Origin of the sequence: Pseudomonas marvdashtae (genome assembly GCF_014268655.2) — a bacterium.
Lineage (GTDB): Bacteria > Pseudomonadota > Gammaproteobacteria > Pseudomonadales > Pseudomonadaceae > Aquipseudomonas > Aquipseudomonas marvdashtae.
Map to the genome: position 1 here is coordinate 36,392 of NZ_JABWQX020000002.1, position 14,814 is coordinate 51,205.

The following is a 14,814-nucleotide window of genomic DNA, read 5'->3' on the forward strand; positions in this document are numbered from 1 at the left end:
CGAAAAGCCTGCGCTGGCCTTTCGCAGGCAAGCTCGCCCACAGGGTTGCCTTGTGGAACGAGCTTGCTTGCGATGGCCGCTTCAGCGGCTCAGATACATCCGCGTCGTCAGCAGATAAACCGGCAGCCCCGACACCAGGATCAACAGCGCCGCATAAGGCGCAGCTGCCGCGAACTCCACATTCGAGGTATGTGCCCATACGGCTGTTGCCAACGTGTTGAGCCCGGTGGGGCTGAGCAGCAGCGTGGCGGTCAACTCTTTCATCGCATCCAGGAACACCAGCGCGAACGCCGCGCCCAGCGCCGGGAAGATGATCGGCAGCGTCACGCGACAGAACGCACTGAGCGACGAAGCTCCCAGTGTTCGCGCGGCCTCTTCCAGCTGCGGCGCAGCCTTGTTCAGCGCGGTACGCACCGGCGCTTGGGCCAGCGGCAGGAACAGCAGCGCATAGGCAATCAGCAGCAGACCTGAAGTCTGGTACAGCGCCGGTACATAATGCAGGGCGAAATACACCAGGCTCAGGGCGATCACCAGCCCTGGCAGGGCGTGCAGCAAGTAGGGCAGGCGTTCGGCCCATAGCGCCAGGCGACCCTTATGACGTACCACCAGCAGGCCGACCGGCACCGCGAGTATCAGGCAGAGCGCGGCGCCGCCAAGTGAAAGCGCCAGCGATGACAGCAGCGCCTCGCCGATTTCGCCCGCCGGAAATGCGGCGGAAGTGCCCACCGCCAGCCAGTACGCCAACATCCCCAGCGGAATACCGCTGCCAATGACCGCCAATGCCAAGCAATACAACTGACCGGGTACTGCCCAGGCACCGAGTCGCACTTGCTCGGGCTGTCGCGCCGCGCCCTGTCCGGTGCGCACATGACGGCCCCTGCCGCGCACTCGCAACTCCAGCCACAGCAGGACCAGGCACAGCGCCAACAGCACGGCCGACAGCATGGCGGCATTGGCATTGCTGAATTCCAGCTCGAATTGCTGATAAATCGCTGTGGTAAAGGTTTGCAGGCCGATGATCGACAGCGCGCCGAACTCCACCAGCATGTGCAGGGCAATCAACAATGAGCCGGCCAGCAGCGAAGGCCAGAGCAGCGGCAGGGTGACGCGAAAGAACACGCCCCAGCGATTCTGCCCCAAGGTGCGCGCGGACTCTTCGAGGGAAGGGTCGAGGTTGCGCAGGGTTGCTGCCACGGGAAGAAAGATCAGCGGGTATTTGGACAGGGTCATCACCAGGATTGCCCCGCCCAGCCCTTCGAATTGGGCGCTCAGGGAGACCCAGGTGAAGCTGCTGACAAACGCCGGCACCGCGAACGGCAGGCACAAAATGACGCCCCAGACCCGGCGGCCCCGCAGGTCACTGCGCTCCAGCAGCCAGGCCAGGGACAGGCCGATGATGCCGCAGGCCAGCGTGACGCCGATCATCAGGGCCAGGGTGTTGCGCAGCAAGCCGAACACGTAAGGCCGCCAGAGCAGGTGCAGCGCCTCGGCCCAGCCGGCTTGCCAGGCTTTTACGGTGACGTACAGCAGCGGCAGAGCACTCAGCAGCACCAGCAGCAACACGGGAACCAGCAACCCGATCGACGGGCGCTTGCGCCGCGGAACGTAATTCCCGGCAGTCAGCGAAGGCGTCATCAGTTCAGGCCGACTTCACGTTCCAGCTCCAGTGCTTCTTCGGCGTTGCCGAGGTCGGCCGGGGTGACTTTCGGTGGTTCGAGTTCGTTGAAAGGCTTGAGGCCGCGATCCGACGTCATGCCCTTGTGCAGCGGGTATTCGGCGGACGTCTGGGTGATCACGCGCTGGCCTTCTTCACTGGCCATGTAGGCGAGCAATTGTTGGGCTTCCTTGGGGTGTTTACTGGATTTGAGCGCAGCTGCGCTGGAGACGGTAACCAGGCCGCCGGCATCGCCGCCAGTGAAATAGTGCAGCTTGGAGTCGAGCTGGCCTTTTTCCCGCTGCAGGGCGAACCAGTAGTAATTGTTCACCAGCACGGTCGCCACTTCGCCGTTCTCCACGGCCTTGAGGGCAACCATGTTGTTGCTGTAGACCTTGCCGAACGCGCGCAGCCCGGTGAGCCATTCTTCGGCTGCTTCCTTGCCATGCAATTTGATAATGGCGACGGCTTGTTCCTGGAACGCACCGCTGGTCGGAACGAAGCCGACCTTGCCCTGCCATTGCGGCTGAGCAAAATCGAGGACGGTTTTCGGCAGGTCTTTTTCGTCGATCAGCTTGGGGTTGTAGGCGACCACGCGCACGCGGGCGGTCACGCCCATCCAGGCGCCGTCGCGGGCCACATAGTCCTTGGGCAGTACGTCGAGGGTGGCGTCATCGATCTTCGCCAGCAAGCCTTGCTCGCCGAGTTTGTTCAGCGGAGGCGATTCTTCGGTGTAGATCACATCGGCTGGGGAGCGCTCACCTTCTTCGACCACTTGGCTGGCGAGCTGGTTGCTGCTGCCCTTGCGCACGTTGACATGGATACCGGTCTTGGCTTCGAAGGCCTTGGCCAATTCGTCGCCTACTTCTTTGTGCTGGCCGTTGTAGAGGGTCAGTTCTACCTTGTCGGCGGCTTCGGTGAGGGGCGTGGCGAGGGTCAGGCCGAGCAGGGTGAAGGTCAGGGCGCGGCGCAGGGTGGTTCGAAACATCATTCGCGGGGTTCCTCACTGTCGTGTAGCAAAAACTTGTAACAATGATAAACGATATTGTTTCTCATGTGCGGCTTGGGGAGTCTGGTTTGTCTGGCGGATTGTCAGGGAGGGCTGCGCCCTCCAGCGGGAGCAAGCTCCCTCGCCACGGAGGGGGCGTTAAGCCCGGAAACGCAAAAACCCGCTTTCGCGGGTTTTTGTGAGGTTCAAGGTGTGTAAACCTTGAAGCTTGAATTGGTGCCCAGAAGAAGACTCGAACTTCCACGACCTTGCGGTCACCAGCACCTGAAGCTGGCGTGTCTACCAATTTCACCATCTGGGCAGCATCTTCAGCGTTGCCGCTGTTGATGTGGCGCACTATACGGAGCGCGTTTTGATCTGTAAACCCCTGTTTTTGTTTTGATAATTGCCAAAACGGAAAACCAGTGGGGCGAAACGCAAAAACCCGCTTTCGCGGGTTTTTGAGAGGCTCAAGGCAAGAAACCTTGAAGCTTGAATTGGTGCCCAGAAGAAGACTCGAACTTCCACGACCTTGCGGTCACCAGCACCTGAAGCTGGCGTGTCTACCAATTTCACCATCTGGGCAGTATCGACAACATGTGTATGTCGTCGATGGCGCGCACTATACGGAGCGTGTTTTTAACTGTAAACCCCTGCGAGCAAAAAAACCGTTAAATTTCACCAGTGGTGCGATCCAGGGCTTTAAAGGTCGGTCAAAAGACTTTAGAAAAGGCATCTGACGCTTGAAATTTCCCGTTTCATTACGCCTATGCCAAACTAACCCGCATATAGACAAGGTGAAAACTCTCTAATGGCCGATTGGCAGTCCCTCGATCCCGAGGCCGCTCGTGAAGCGGAAAAATATGAAAACCCTATTCCTAGCCGCGAACTGATCCTGGCGCACCTCGCCGATCGGGGTTCGCCTGCTAGCCGCGAGCAGCTGGTCGAAGAGTTCGGCCTGACCACCGAGGATCAGCTCGAAGCCCTGCGCCGCCGTCTGCGTGCCATGGAGCGCGATGCTCAACTGATCTATACCCGGCGTGGCACCTATGCCCCGGTCGACAAGCTCGATTTGATCCTGGGTCGCATCGCCGGCCACCGTGACGGCTTCGGTTTCCTGATTCCGGACGATGGCAGCGACGATCTGTTCATGAGTCCGGCGCAGATGCGCCTGGTGTTCGATGGTGACCGTGCGCTGGCCCGCGTATCCGGCCTGGACCGTCGTGGGCGCCGCGAAGGCGTGATCGTCGAAGTGGTGTCCCGTGCCCACGAAACGGTCGTCGGCCGCTATTTTGAAGAAGGCGGTATCGGTTTTGTCATTCCGGACAACCCGAAGATCCAGCAGGAAGTCCTGGTCACTCCGGGCCGCAACGCCAACGCTCAGATCGGTCAGTTCGTCGAAGTAAAAATTACCCACTGGCCGACCCCGCGCTTCCAGCCTCAAGGCGATATCGTGGAAGTGGTCGGTAACTACATGGCTCCGGGCATGGAGATCGACGTTGCCCTGCGCACGTACGATATTCCCCACGTCTGGCCTGATGCGGTCCTGAAAGAGGCCGCCAAGCTCAAGCCGGAAGTCGAGGAGAAAGACAAGGAGAAGCGCATCGACCTGCGCCACTTGCCGTTCGTGACGATCGACGGCGAAGACGCACGGGACTTCGACGATGCCGTCTACTGCGAAGCCAGGCCAGGCAAGTTGCGCCTGTTCTCCGGTGGCTGGAAGTTGTACGTCGCGATTGCCGACGTCTCCAGCTACGTGAAGCTCGGCTCGGCGCTGGACGCCGAAGCCCAGGTGCGCGGCAACTCGGTGTACTTCCCCGAGCGCGTGGTGCCGATGCTGCCGGAGCAACTGTCCAATGGGCTGTGCTCGCTGAACCCGCAAGTCGATCGCCTGGCCATGGTTTGCGAGATGACCATCTCCAAGTCCGGCGAGATGACCGACTATTGCTTCTATGAAGCGGTGATCCATTCCCACGCCCGCCTGACCTACAACAAGGTCAGCGCGATGCTGGAAACGCCGAAGCTGGCCGAGTCGCGCAAGCTGCGTGGCGAATACACCGATGTGGTGCCGCATCTCAAGCAGCTTTATTCGCTGTACAAGGTGTTGCTGGCAGCACGTCATGTGCGGGGCGCGATCGATTTCGAAACCCAGGAAACCCGGATCATCTTCGGCTCCGAGCGCAAGATCGCCGAAATCCGTCCGACCGTTCGCAACGATGCGCACAAGCTGATCGAGGAATGCATGCTGGCGGCCAACGTGGCTACCGCTGAATTCCTGAAAAAGCACGAGATTCCCGCGCTGTACCGGGTCCATGACGGTCCGCCGCCTGAGCGCCTGGAAAAACTGCGAGCGTTCCTCGGTGAGCTGGGTCTGTCCCTGCACAAAGGCAAGGACGGCCCTTCGCCGAAGGATTACCAAGCCTTGCTGGCCAGTATCAAGGATCGCCCGGACTTCCACCTGATCCAGACTGTCATGCTACGTTCCCTGAGCCAAGCGGTGTACAGCGCCGATAACCAGGGCCACTTCGGCCTGAATTACGAAGCCTATACCCACTTCACGTCGCCGATCCGTCGTTATCCCGACCTGCTCACGCACCGGGCGATCCGCAGCGTCATCCATTCGAAGATGGACACGCCGCACGTCAAGCGTGCCGGTGCGATGACCATTCCCAAGGCGCGCATCTATCCGTACGACGAAGCAGCCCTGGAGCAACTCGGCGAGCAGTGCTCGATGAGCGAGCGGCGTGCCGACGAAGCGACTCGCGACGTAGTGAACTGGCTCAAGTGCGAGTACATGAAGGATCGCGTGGGTGAATCGTTCCCAGGCGTGATCACCGCCGTGACCGGTTTTGGCCTGTTCGTCGAACTGACCGATATCTACGTCGAAGGCTTGGTGCACGTCACCGCGCTGCCTGGCGACTACTACCACTTCGACCCTGTGCACCACCGCCTGGCGGGCGAGCGCACTGGCCGTAGCTTCCGTCTTGGCGACACGGTTGAAGTGCGCGTGATGCGCGTCGACCTTGACGAGCGCAAGATCGACTTCGAAATGGCTGAAAAAACCATCAGCGCGCCGATTGGCCGCAAGAAGCGCGGTGCCGAAACCGCGGCGCCTGCGGCCAAGACCGGCGCCGAGCCAGCATCGTCCAAGTCCGGGCGTCGCGGTCCGGCCAAGGAGAAGGCCGCCGAAGCCTATCGCCCGAGCGATGCAGCGGCGAAAAACGCCGAGCTGCGCAAAAGTCGTGAAATGAAGCAGGCGTTGCTGACCGAAGCCAAGAACGGCGGTAAAGCGTCGTCTGGGGGAAAGGCCGCAAGGTCGGCCCCGGACAAGGCGACCAGCAAACCGGGCAAACATCGTAAAGGCCCGCCGAAAGCAGGCTCGACTCCAGCCAAGAGTGGCGGGGCGCGTAAACCCAAGGCCAAGTCATGAGTCAGTTGGAGAAAATCTACGGCGTGCATGCCGTGGAGGCGCTGCTGCGTCATCACCCCAAGCGGGTCAAGCAGATCTGGTTGGCGGAGGGGCGTAGCGATCCGCGGGTGCAGACCCTGATTGAATTGGCCGGCGAAAATCGCGTGGCGGTCGGTCAGGCTGAGCGTCGTGAGATGGACGCCTGGGTCGAAGGCGTGCACCAGGGCGTCGTGGCTGAAGTCAGCCCGAGCCAGGTCTGGGGCGAAGCGATGCTCGACGAGCTGCTCGACCGAACCGAAGGTGCGCCCCTGTTGCTGGTGCTGGACGGTGTGACCGACCCGCACAACCTCGGTGCCTGCCTGCGTTCGGCGGATGCCGCCGGTGCGCTGGCGGTGATCGTGCCCAAGGACAAGTCGGCGACGTTGACGCCGGTGGTGCGTAAAGTCGCTTGCGGCGCGGCGGAAGTGATTCCATTGGTGGCGGTGACCAACCTGGCGCGCACCCTGGAGAAACTCCAGCAACGCGGCTTGTGGGTCGTGGGCACGGCGGGCGAGGCCGAAGTCAGCATTTATGACCAGGACCTGACGGGCCCGACCATCCTGATCATGGGTGCCGAAGGCAAGGGCATGCGTCGCCTGACTCGCGAGCATTGCGACTATCTGGTGAAGCTGCCGATGGCCGGCAGCGTCAGCAGCCTCAACGTTTCGGTCGCGACCGGTGTCTGCCTGTTCGAGGCCCAGCGCCAGCGTGGCGTCAAGGCTGCCGCTAAAAAGCCCTGAGCCAACGCATGATGAAAATGTGGGAGCAAACTTGCTCCCACATTGTTTTGTGTAGGGCAGGATCGGCGGTTGTTCAAATATTCGCCAATTGCCTTGCGCCGCCTTGAGCCCTTCTCTACAATTGCGCCCCTTGCTGTGATGGCAGGCACTTATGTGTCTAGCGTCCTCAAGTCCATAAGTGTCATTCACTCCTTGTCTGACCGTTTTTGAGCGGCAGGCTACAACCCGTAAGGAGCATTCATGCGTCATTACGAAATCATCTTTTTGGTCCACCCGGATCAAAGCGAGCAAGTCGGCGGCATGGTTGAGCGTTACACCAAGCTGATCGAAGAAGACGGCGGCAAAATCCACCGTCTGGAAGATTGGGGCCGTCGTCAACTGGCCTACGCAATCAACAATGTTCACAAGGCTCACTACGTGATGCTGAACGTTGAGTGCACTGGCAAGGCCCTGGCCGAGCTGGAAGACAACTTCCGCTACAACGATGCAGTGATCCGTAACCTGGTCATCCGTCGCGAAGAAGCCGTCACCGGCCAATCCGAGATGCTCAAGGCTGAAGAAAACCGCAGTGAGCGCCGTGAGCGTCGCGACCGTCCTGAGCACTCTGACAGCGCCGATGGCGATGACAGCGATAGCGACAGCGACAACAGCGATAACGCTGACGAGTAATCCACGGACCTTTTAAGGAGCCAATCACATGGCACGTTTCTTCCGTCGTCGTAAATTCTGCCGCTTCACCGCTGAAGACGTGAAGGAGATCGATTACAAAGATCTCAACACTCTGAAAGCCTACGTATCCGAGACCGGCAAAATCGTTCCAAGCCGCATCACCGGTACCAAAGCTCGTTATCAGCGTCAGCTGGCCACCGCTATCAAGCGCGCCCGCTTCCTGGCCCTGCTGGCCTACACCGACAGCCACGGCCGCTGAGACCGGGCAGTCGACAAGTAGTAAGGGATTGAATGCATGCGCGCCTTAGCTGACTTCATCATGCGGGGACGTGTGCAGGCCACTCTGGTAGTGGCTGGATGTGCGGCATTGCCGTTGTTGTACTGGTTGGGTGCTGCCGCGGGTAGTCTTGTACTCCTGCGGCGCGGATTGAAGGACGCCTTGGGCGTTCTTGCTCTGGGGCTTCTGCCGGCTTTGCTCTGGTGGATGTATTCCGCTGACCCGCGCGCACTCATGGTGCTGCTGGGGTCTTCGGCGCTGGCGTTGGTATTGCGCGCCAGCGAATCCTGGAACCGCGTGCTGCTGGTCAGCATAGCGATAGGCGTGGTGTTTTCAGTGGTGCTCGGGGTGGCTTTCGCACCCCAGATCGAGATGCTGTCGCAGGCTTTGATAAAAATCCTGCCCGAGGCGCTCGGTGATCTCTACCAGAAGATGTCGGTAGAGGAGCAGGCGCGTTTCGCGTCCCTGATCGCCCCCGTCCTGACCGGCCTGATTGCGGCCTTGTTGCAGATCGTCAGTGTGCTGAGCCTGGTTATCGGGCGCTACTGGCAGGCGTTGTTGTACAACCCGGGTGGTTTTGGTCGCGAGTTTCGCGCCATCCGCTTCCCGCTTGGACTGGCGATGTTGCTGCTGGCGGGCATGCTACTGGGACCGAACTTCGGTCCGCAGATGGCCATGCTCACGCCGTTGTGCAGTGTACCGCTGGTGTTCGCCGCACTGGCCCTGATTCACGGGCTGGTGGCGCAAAAGCGACTGGCCAGGTTCTGGCTGGTGGGGTTGTACGTCACGTTGTTGCTGTTCATGCAGCTGATCTATCCGTTGCTGGTGGTCCTGGCCATCGTCGACAGCCTGATTGATTTTCGCGGTCGTATGGCGCCGAAAGACGCCGACAACGCGAACGGTGAAGGTTAAAAGTTAGAGGATTTTCACATGCAACTGATCCTTCTGGAAAAAGTCACCAACCTGGGCAACCTGGGTGACAAAGTAAACGTTAAGGCCGGTTACGGTCGTAACTACCTGCTGCCTTACGGCAAAGCCACCGCTGCGACCGCTGCCAACCTGGCTGCGTTCGAAGAGCGTCGCGCCGAGCTGGAAAAAGCTGCCGCAGACCGTAAAACCTCGGCTGAAAGCCGTGCTGCCCAACTGGCCGAGCTGGAAGTGACCATCACTGCCACCGCTGGCGACGAAGGCAAGCTGTTCGGTTCGATCGGTACTCACGACATCGCTGACGCACTGACCGCCTCCGGCGTTGAAGTTGCGAAAAGCGAAGTTCGTTTGCCGAACGGCACCATCCGCAACGTAGGCGAATTCGACGTAGCCGTGCACCTGCACGCCGAAGTTGAAGCCACCGTACGCGTTGTCGTGGTAGCAGCTTAAGCAACACCTGTCGGCTGGCACCCTCGGGTGCTTGCCGGTAACATCGGGCACGATCCTGTTTACAGGTCGTGCCCTTTGTCTTTCTGCAATTCCTGATTTTCATAACCAGACGTGGCCATGAACGAAATCACCGCCCCCGAGCAATACGATCTGCAAACCGCTGCCCTGAAGGTGCCTCCGCATTCCATCGAGGCCGAACAGGCCGTGCTCGGTGGCCTGATGCTGGACAACAACGCCTGGGAACGCGTGCTCGATCAAGTCTCCGACGGCGATTTCTATCGGCATGACCACCGGCTGATTTTCCGCGCGATCGCCAAGTTGGCCGATCAGAACATGCCGATCGACGTCGTGACCCTGGCCGAGCAATTGGACAAGGAAGGTCAGACATCCCAGGTCGGCGGCCTCGGTTACCTCGGCGAACTGGCGAAAAACACGCCGTCGGTCGCCAACATCAAGGCCTACGCCCAGATCGTGCGCGAGCGGGCGACCTTGCGCCAGTTGATCGGCATCAGCACTGAGATTGCCGACAGTGCGTTCAATCCGGAAGGTCGCACCGCCGCTGAGATTCTCGACGAAGCCGAGCGGCAGATTTTCCAGATCGCCGAGGCCCGGCCGAAAACCGGCGGCCCGGTGAGCGTCAACGACCTGCTGACCAAGGCCATCGACCGCATCGACACCTTGTTCAACACCGACAACGCCATCACCGGCCTGTCCACCGGCTATACCGACCTCGACGAGAAGACCAGCGGCCTGCAGCCGTCCGACTTGATCATCGTCGCCGGCCGTCCATCCATGGGTAAGACCACCTTTGCGATGAACCTGGTGGAAAACGCCGTGCTACGCAGTGAAAAGGCTGTATTGGTGTACTCCCTCGAGATGCCAGGCGAATCGCTGATCATGCGTATGCTCTCGTCCCTCGGGCGTATCGACCAGACCAAGGTCCGTTCCGGCCAGCTGGAAGACGACGATTGGCCGCGCCTCACCTCGGCGGTCAACCTGCTCAACGACCGCAAGCTGTTCATCGACGATACGGCCGGTATCAGCCCGTCGGAAATGCGCGCGCGAACCCGTCGCCTGGTGCGCGAGCACGGTGAAGTCGGGCTAATCATGATCGACTACCTGCAGTTGATGCAGATCCCCGGTTCCAGCGGTGACAACCGGACCAACGAGATTTCCGAAATCTCCCGTTCCCTCAAGGCCCTGGCCAAGGAATTCAACTGTCCGGTGGTGGCACTGTCCCAGTTGAACCGTTCCCTGGAACAGCGCCCCAACAAGCGTCCGGTGAACTCGGACTTGCGGGAATCCGGAGCGATCGAGCAGGACGCCGACGTCATCATGTTCGTTTACCGTGACGAGGTGTATCACCCGGAAACGGAGCACAAGGGCATCGCCGAAATCATCATCGGCAAGCAGCGGAACGGCCCGATCGGGTTTATCCGCCTGGCATTTATCGGCAAATACACGCGCTTCGAAAACCTGGCGCCGGGTAGCTACAATTTTGACGACGACGAATAACCTGTTCGCTTAAACCGCCTTTGTGACGAGGGAGCTTGCTCCCGCTGGGCTGCGCAGCAGACCCCTGGCCGCTGCGCAGCCGGATGGGAGCAAGCTCCTTCGCCACAGTTGGTTAATTTTTGTGCTATATTCCGCGCCCGCGATTTTTCATCTTTTATACCGGTCATCGACATGCAAGCAGCCAAGCCGTTATTTGACTATCCCAAGTACTGGGCCGAATGTTTCGGCCCGGCGCCGTTCCTGCCCATGAGCAGGGAGGAGATGGATCAGCTCGGCTGGGATTCGTGCGACATCATCATCGTGACCGGTGATGCCTACGTCGATCACCCGTCGTTCGGCATGGCTATCATCGGCCGTTTGCTGGAAGCCCAGGGCTTTCGCGTCGGGATCATTGCCCAGCCGAACTGGCAGTCCAAAGACGACTTCATGAAGCTCGGCGAGCCCAACCTGTTCTTCGGTGTCGCGGCCGGCAACATGGACTCGATGATCAACCGCTACACCGCCGACAAGAAGATCCGCTCCGATGACGCCTACACCCCGGGCGGCTTGGCAGGCAAGCGTCCGGACCGTGCGAGCCTGGTCTACAGCCAGCGCTGCAAGGAAGCCTACAAGCACGTGCCCATCGTGCTCGGCGGCATCGAAGCGTCCTTGCGCCGCATCGCCCACTACGATTACTGGCAGGACCGGGTGCGCAACTCGATCCTGATCGACGCTTGCGCCGACATCCTGCTCTACGGCAACGCCGAGCGGGCGATTGTCGAAGTCGCCCAGCGGCTGTCCTATGGTCACAAGATCGAAGACATTACCGATGTGCGCGGCACCGCGTTCATCCGTCGTGACACACCGCAAGGCTGGTACGAAGTCGATTCCACGCGCATCGACCGTCCGGGCAAGATCGACAAGATCATCAACCCGTACGTCAACACCCAAGATACCCAAGCCTGCGCCATCGAGCAGGAGAAGGGGCCGGTCGAGGACCCGAGCGAAGCCAAGGTCGTGCAGATCCTGGCGAGCCCGAAGATGACCCGCGACAAGACCGTGATCCGCCTGCCGTCGGTGGAAAAGGTCCGTGGCGACGCGGTGCTCTACGCCCACGCCAACCGTGTGTTGCACCTGGAGACCAACCCGGGCAACGCCCGCGCCCTGGTGCAGAAGCACGGCGAGGTCGACGTCTGGTTCAACCCGCCGCCCATTCCGATGACCACTGAAGAAATGGACTACGTGTTTGGCATGCCTTACGCGCGCGTCCCGCATCCGGCGTACGGCAAGGAAAAAATCCCCGCCTACGACATGATCCGTTTCTCGGTGAACATCATGCGCGGCTGCTTTGGTGGCTGCACCTTCTGCTCGATCACCGAGCATGAAGGTCGAATCATCCAGAACCGTTCCGAAGAGTCGATCATTCGCGAGATCGAAGAGATCCGCGACAAGGTCCCGGGCTTTACCGGGGTCATCTCTGACCTCGGCGGCCCGACCGCGAACATGTACCGCATCGCCTGCAAGAGCCCGGAAATCGAATCCGCGTGCCGCAAGCCGTCCTGCGTGTTCCCTGGCATCTGCCCGAACCTGAATACCGATCACTCTTCGCTGATCCAGCTGTACCGCAGCGCCCGGGCATTGCCTGGCGTGAAGAAAATCCTGATTGCCTCCGGCCTGCGTTACGACCTGGCGGTCGAGTCGCCGGAATACGTCAAGGAGCTGGTGACCCACCACGTCGGCGGCTACTTGAAAATCGCGCCGGAGCATACCGAGGAAGGTCCGCTCAACCAGATGATGAAGCCGGGCATCGGCAGCTATGACAAATTCAAGCGGATGTTCGAGAAGTACTCCAAGGAAGCCGGGAAAGAGCAGTACCTGATTCCGTACTTCATCGCGGCTCACCCGGGCACCACCGACGAAGACATGATGAACCTGGCGCTGTGGCTCAAGGGCAATGGCTTCCGGGCCGACCAGGTGCAGGCGTTCTATCCGTCGCCGATGGCCACGGCCACCGCCATGTACCACTCGGGCAAGAACCCGCTGCGCAAGGTCACCTACAAGAGTGATGCGGTGACTATCGTCAAGAGCGAGGAGCAACGCCGCCTGCATAAGGCCTTCTTGCGTTATCACGACCCGAAAGGCTGGCCGATGCTGCGCGAGGCATTGACCCGCATGGGCCGCGCCGACCTGATCGGGCCGGGCAAGAACCAGTTGATCCCGCTGCACCAGCCGGCGACCGACAGCTACCAGAGCGCTCGTCGCAAGAACTCGACGCCAGCCGGCAGCCACAAGGTAGCCAAGGAAACCACCAAGATCCTGACCCAGCACACCGGTTTGCCACCGCGCGCGAGCGACGGCGGCAATCCTTGGGACAAGCGCGAACAAGCCAAGGCCGCCGCGTTTGCCCGCAACCAGCAGGCCGCCAAGGAGCGCAAGGACGCGGCGAAGGGCAAAGGACCCAAGCCCGCACGCAAGCCCGTCGTGCCGCGCTGATCGCTAAAGCTACAACGCAAAACGCCAGCCTTAAGTGCTGGCGTTTTGCTTTCTAGCGAGGGTGCTGGCCGTTTGTTATCGTGGCGCCCGCCCATGCAGAGCTCTCGCACAGGGTTCAGTGTGGATAAGCCTCACCTTCCATTCCTCAAGGACGATTCATATGAGCAGTGCTTCAACCGGCATCGGCATGGACTTGAGCTATTCCCAGTTCATGGCCCGCAAGCGTATCGAAAGCCAGATCAACCTACCGCGCCTGTTTGCTGCGATTGACGCCGACCCTGGCATCGTCGGCGCGGGGGTGGTGTACATCGATTCGGACTACAACGTAGTCACGCTGCGCGAATTCAAGCCGATTTGCAGCATCGCGCCCAAGCGCATCATCTTGCGCGAAGCCAAAAAGTACATCGCCCCACAGCAATTCATCGATCAGGTAAAAAGCAGCCCGCGTGAATCGAAGCTTGGATTTGAAGCGGCCAACGCTGGCCTGTCCTGCGTGGCCGCCGTGATTGGTTGGGTCGTGGTGTTCAGTGGTAGCGTCGCCGTGCCTTTTACCGCCGGGGCAAGTGCTTTTGTCGTTGCCCTTGGCGCCGCGGCCGCGACGGCCAGTACCGCGCAGTGCGTCATTGGTGGGATGCGGGTGGCGAATGAGTTGACCAATCCTACTGGCAACGATGAGATGAACGACGCTGATTGGTACAACATCGTGTCGCCGATTCTTGACGGGGTGTCCTTGGTCGGCGTTGGCGGCTCGGCCCTGACGACCGTCCGATTGCTCAAAGCCAATAAAGCGGCGGGCACCGGCAAGAGCTGGTATCAATTGCTCAAGGGTTTGAATCGTCAGGAGCGCAGCAAACTGACCAAGGAATTGCTGACCCTGAAAGATCCGAGCCTTACTGCGAAGCTGCTTAAACTGCAGCAACGCGCGGGCGCTCTGCCCAAGCGTTATTCTTCAGCTGAAATCAGGCACGCCACGCTGACCCAGATAAAGGATTCCCTCGGCGGCGCTCTGGGGATCATCGGCAGTTATACGGGCGGAGGCGCCGTGAATACCGTTGCCGTCGGCCTGTATGAGGAGTTCACGGAATGATCGGGGGCGGATCTCTGAAACAGTTCCTGGCCCATTACTTTCCGGTTTTCATGGGGACGATCCTGCTGGGCTGCTTTTCCGGCTCGACGCTGCTTGTTTTGGCCGGGGCCACATATTGGCGTGCCCTGGAGCCGTCGACCAGGACCGACTATGTCGGGCTCGGCACTTTGGCCCTGGTGCTCATCCTGGTGCTGGGCAACCTCTTGATCGCCCGCGGACGCGCCTGGGCAATCTGGTGGGTGGCGGGTTATTTCCTGACCTGCCTGGCCGCGGTGCTGCCGACGTTCGCCTACGGTCCGCACCCGGGCGTGTTTATCTTCGCCGTACTGATGCCCCTGCTGGGGCTGTTACTGCTAAACAGCAAACGCCACCGCGAAATGCGCGGCAAGCTCGTGGAGATCCGCCACCAACGCGAACTCATCATCAAGTCCGCCAAGGCCTCTCGCCCCCGCCGCTGAGTCGAACCGCCAGCGCCTGCGCCGCATTTATGTGCGGCCTGTGCAGATCAATACAGGCATCGCGCGGTTTTAGTGCTCTACTGCCTTGAGTAGAAGTAGAAAGTGTCCGACCTGCCTGCATGGCATAAG

General features: G+C 60.4%; 12 protein-coding genes and 2 tRNA genes. 10 read left to right on the forward strand and 4 right to left on the reverse strand.

Going from position 1 to position 14,814, the window contains the following annotated elements; translation table 11 throughout:
- Positions 1-81: 81 nt before the first annotated feature.
- The 4 genes from HU742_RS19935 to HU742_RS19950 all read right to left on the reverse strand — a co-directional run bounded on the left by HU742_RS19935 (position 82) and on the right by HU742_RS19950 (position 3,227).
- Entirely contained in the window at positions 82-1,635 is a 1,554-nt protein-coding gene (locus HU742_RS19935; protein WP_186645245.1) for an ABC transporter permease, read from the reverse strand.
- Positions 1,635-2,645, reverse strand: coding sequence for an extracellular solute-binding protein (locus tag HU742_RS19940; protein WP_186638507.1), 1,011 nt, complete (start codon positions 2,643-2,645; stop codon positions 1,635-1,637). The genes HU742_RS19935 and HU742_RS19940 overlap by 1 nt, the downstream gene beginning before the upstream one ends.
- Positions 2,646-2,877: 232 nt before the next feature.
- Positions 2,878-2,964 (reverse strand) — tRNA-Leu (locus tag HU742_RS19945).
- Positions 2,965-3,140: 176 nt separating this feature from the next.
- Positions 3,141-3,227: transfer RNA gene (locus HU742_RS19950), tRNA-Leu, on the reverse strand.
- Positions 3,228-3,453: 226 nt separating this feature from the next.
- On the opposite strand from HU742_RS19950, the gene rnr reads away from it, so the two are divergent.
- The 10 genes from rnr (at position 3,454) to HU742_RS20000 (ending at position 14,685) form a co-directional block, all read left to right on the forward strand.
- Complete coding sequence (gene rnr, locus HU742_RS19955) at positions 3,454-6,072, forward strand: ribonuclease R (protein ID WP_186638508.1); 2,619 nt, start codon at positions 3,454-3,456, stop codon at positions 6,070-6,072.
- Positions 6,069-6,830: a 23S rRNA (guanosine(2251)-2'-O)-methyltransferase RlmB gene (rlmB, locus tag HU742_RS19960; RefSeq protein WP_092395762.1), complete on the forward strand. Its 762-nt coding sequence runs from the start codon at positions 6,069-6,071 to the stop codon at positions 6,828-6,830. Before rnr ends, rlmB begins: the two co-directional genes overlap by 4 nt.
- A 240-nt stretch (positions 6,831-7,070) precedes the next feature.
- The gene (rpsF, locus tag HU742_RS19965; protein WP_003186395.1) at positions 7,071-7,499 is read left to right on the forward strand and encodes a 30S ribosomal protein S6; all 429 of its coding nucleotides are present in this window, start codon (positions 7,071-7,073) and stop codon (positions 7,497-7,499) included.
- Between the two features lie 28 nt (positions 7,500-7,527).
- A complete protein-coding gene (gene rpsR, locus HU742_RS19970) occupies positions 7,528-7,758 on the forward strand; it encodes a 30S ribosomal protein S18 (protein ID WP_002551829.1) in 231 nt (76 codons plus the stop codon).
- Positions 7,759-7,794: 36 nt separating this feature from the next.
- Positions 7,795-8,688, forward strand: a complete 894-nt coding sequence (locus HU742_RS19975) for a YybS family protein (RefSeq protein ID WP_186610740.1) — start codon at positions 7,795-7,797, stop codon at positions 8,686-8,688.
- Between the two features lie 18 nt (positions 8,689-8,706).
- Entirely contained in the window at positions 8,707-9,153 is a 447-nt protein-coding gene (rplI, locus tag HU742_RS19980) for a 50S ribosomal protein L9 (protein WP_003197251.1), read from the forward strand.
- Between the two features lie 117 nt (positions 9,154-9,270).
- The gene (gene dnaB / locus HU742_RS19985; protein ID WP_014336312.1) at positions 9,271-10,668 is read left to right on the forward strand and encodes a replicative DNA helicase; all 1,398 of its coding nucleotides are present in this window, start codon (positions 9,271-9,273) and stop codon (positions 10,666-10,668) included.
- Positions 10,669-10,839: 171 nt separating this feature from the next.
- A complete protein-coding gene (locus HU742_RS19990) occupies positions 10,840-13,140 on the forward strand; it encodes a YgiQ family radical SAM protein (protein ID WP_186638510.1) in 2,301 nt (766 codons plus the stop codon).
- A 160-nt stretch (positions 13,141-13,300) separates the two neighbouring features.
- Positions 13,301-14,227, forward strand: a complete 927-nt coding sequence (gene ssp4 / locus HU742_RS19995) for an Ssp4 family T6SS effector (RefSeq protein ID WP_186638511.1) — start codon at positions 13,301-13,303, stop codon at positions 14,225-14,227.
- Positions 14,224-14,685, forward strand: coding sequence for a hypothetical protein (locus tag HU742_RS20000; protein ID WP_186644347.1), 462 nt, complete (start codon positions 14,224-14,226; stop codon positions 14,683-14,685). Before ssp4 ends, HU742_RS20000 begins: the two co-directional genes overlap by 4 nt.
- Positions 14,686-14,814 lie beyond the last annotated feature (129 nt).